Below are 2,412 nucleotides of genomic sequence, written 5' to 3'. Positions count from 1 at the left end.
ATCGACATCAATGGCGGCATGCACATCCATTGAACCCGATCGCGGCCGGACGGCCTTGCAAGTTGACGCTTCGCGGCGGTGCTTTCATACACTGTCGCAACTGATTTGAGACTTTGGGGAAAGTCGCGGGCTTGGGCGGCGCTTCAGCCGCCGGCCGGCCAGCCGGGAGTTCGATCTAGGGATGGACAGCCTGACGCGCATGGTCGCCATTTTCGACCTGTTTGACGGCGACCGCACGACGCTCACCGCCGAAGAGGTCGCGGCCGAGCTGAACTGCTCGGTGCCGACCGCCTACCGCTACCTGAAGACGCTGAGTTCCGCCGGCCTGATCGCGCCCGACATCCAGCGCGGCTTCACGCTCGGCGCCCGCATCATTCAGCTCGACCGCCAGATCCGCCTCAACGACCCGCTGCTGCACCGCGCGGGCGACGTGATGGACGACCTGATCACGCGCGTGAAGGGCAATCTGATGGTCTGCGCCTATTACGGCAAGAACGTCGTCTGCATCGCGCAGGCCTGGCCCGACCGCACGGTGCTGACCAGCTACGACCGCGGCCGCCCCATGCCGCTGCTGCGCGGGGCGGCGGGCAAGGCGATCCTGGCGCACCTGCCCGACCACCGCTTGCGCAGCCTTATGCTGTCCAACGCCGCCGAGATCGCCGCCGCCGGCCTCGGCAACGACTGGGCGAGCTTCCGCAAGACCCTCAAGGCGATACGCCAGCAGGGCTATTCGTTCTCCGCCGGCGAGGTCGACAGCCGCAACGCAGGCATTGCCGCTCCGATCTTCAACTCCGAAAAACGCATCCTGGGCAGTCTGGTGATCGTGGTGCCCGTCGCCGATCTCGCGCACGACCAGGTCCCGGTCATCGCCCGCCAGCTCATCGACGGCGCCAGGGCGATCTCCGGCTGACGTTTACCGGGCTACACCGCCGCTTCCAGCGCCAGATAGCAGCCCAGCGCCAGCAGGCCGGCCAGGAACACGGTGCGGAACGTGTCGACGCTCATCCTGCGCCGCAGCGCCTGGCCGATGAACATGCCGGCCAGCGCCGGCACGAGCGCCAGCAGCGATGACGACAGCTGCGAGGCGGGCGAGCCGAGCGCGCCGGTCCTGAACAGCCCGACGGCAAGCGCCACCGTCGACACGGTGAAGGAAAGGCCGAGCGCCTGGATCAGGTCTTCCCGGCCGAGCCGCAGCGATTGCAGGTAAGGCACCGCCGGAATGACGAAGACGCCGGTGGCGCCGGTCACCAGCCCGGTCACGACGCCGACCAGCGGCGAGGCCCACGCCTCGTGCCGCGCCGGCGTGGCAAAGCCGACCCTGGCGAGGCCGACAAGCGCATAAGCCGCCAGCGCCACGCCGAGCCCCGCCGAGGCGAGCGCGGTGTGCGCTCCGGTCAGCAGCCCGGCCCCGGCAATCGTTCCGGCCATGACGCCGGCCATCATCGTCCACAGGCGCCTGCACAGCCCGCCGAAGGCCGGCCCGGTGAACAGCTGCCAGAGATTGGTGACCATGGACGGGATGATGAGCAGCGCGGCGGCCTGCGCCGGCGGCATCGTCACCGCCAGCAGCCCCATTGCAACGGTCGGCAGCCCCATGCCGACGACACCCTTGACGAAGCCGGCGGCCAGGAAGACCGCGCCGATCCAGGCGATGATGGCTGTGCTCAGCATCAGTGACTTCCAGCAGCCCGTATGTTCAATCGTGCAGCAGCATGTCCGCCGCATCCGGGCCGGCCCGCTCAGGCGCGGCCTCGCGACCGTAAGCCATTGCCGGCTCGCGCTCCCTGGGACCAGTGTAGGCCCGCGCCATGGCAAGCGAGGCGACCGCCACGGCCAGCACGACGGCCGTGCTTTCAAGAATGCCCAAGCCCTGCCGGTGTGGTGTTCTTCCGCTCATCGCACATCTCCATCGGAAATGATTTGACGCATGCGGGGGACAGCCCACAATGTGGAAGTTGCGGCATCAGCCTTCGTCCAGGCCGAAGGCTGCGGGAGAAAAGATGCGCTTCGACCTCACCGATCTCCGGCTCTTCCTGCTCGTTGCCGAGCGCGGCAGCATCACCCATGGCGCCGCACTTGCCGGCCTTGCTTTGGCCTCGGCCAGCGCCCGCATCAAGGGCATGGAGGAGAGCCTCGGCGCGCCGCTTCTGGAGCGCCGCCGCCGTGGCGTCGCGCCGACCGCCGCCGGGCAGGCGCTGCTCCATCATGCGCGCGCCGTGCAGAACCAGATCGAGGCGATGGCCGGCGATCTCGGCGCCTATGCCAGCGGCCTGCGCGCCCGCGTCCGCCTGATGGCCAACACGGCGGCGACGGGCGAAATCCTGCGCGAGACCTTGCCGGCCTTCCTTGCCGCGCACCCCGGCATCGATGTCGAGCTCGACGAGCGCCCCAGCCACGAGATCGCCGAGGCGG

The 2,412-nt window shown here is 69.0% G+C and carries 4 protein-coding genes; 2 read left to right on the top strand and 2 right to left on the bottom strand.

The annotated features are described in order from the left end of the window. Positions 1–181: 181 nt before the first annotated feature. The gene (locus tag J0I79_RS34875; protein ID WP_292870704.1) at positions 182–910 is read left to right on the top strand and encodes an IclR family transcriptional regulator; all 729 of its coding nucleotides are present in this window, start codon (positions 182–184) and stop codon (positions 908–910) included. 11 nt (positions 911–921) lie between these two features. Here the strand turns inward: J0I79_RS34875 and J0I79_RS34870 are convergent, their stop codons facing one another. Both J0I79_RS34870 and J0I79_RS34865 read right to left on the bottom strand, forming a co-directional pair. Beyond that, complete coding sequence (locus tag J0I79_RS34870; RefSeq protein WP_292870700.1) at positions 922–1,671, bottom strand: sulfite exporter TauE/SafE family protein; 750 nt, start codon at positions 1,669–1,671, stop codon at positions 922–924. Positions 1,672–1,696: 25 nt separating this feature from the next. Next, positions 1,697–1,897: a hypothetical protein gene (locus J0I79_RS34865; RefSeq protein WP_292870697.1), complete on the bottom strand. Its 201-nt coding sequence runs from the start codon at positions 1,895–1,897 to the stop codon at positions 1,697–1,699. 103 nt (positions 1,898–2,000) lie between these two features. Between J0I79_RS34865 and J0I79_RS34860 the strand changes: the two genes are divergently transcribed. After that, positions 2,001–2,412, top strand: a 412-nt coding sequence (locus tag J0I79_RS34860; protein WP_292870694.1) for a LysR family transcriptional regulator, incomplete at its 3' end; no start/stop codon positions are given.

The organism is Mesorhizobium sp., assembly GCF_017306585.1.
Lineage (GTDB): Bacteria > Pseudomonadota > Alphaproteobacteria > Rhizobiales > Rhizobiaceae > Mesorhizobium.
The sequence above is the reverse complement of the archived record's forward strand: the minus strand, read 5'-3'. Positions and strand labels throughout refer to the sequence as shown.

Excerpts from the sequence above, each read along its gene's own strand:
- J0I79_RS34875 (WP_292870704.1), top strand. The coding sequence starts at position 182 with ATGGACAGCCTGACGCGCATGGTCGCCATTTTCGACCTGTTTGACGGC.
- J0I79_RS34870 (WP_292870700.1), bottom strand. The coding sequence starts at position 1,671 with ATGCTGAGCACAGCCATCATCGCCTGGATCGGCGCGGTCTTCCTGGCC.
- J0I79_RS34865 (WP_292870697.1), bottom strand. The coding sequence starts at position 1,897 with ATGAGCGGAAGAACACCACACCGGCAGGGCTTGGGCATTCTTGAAAGC.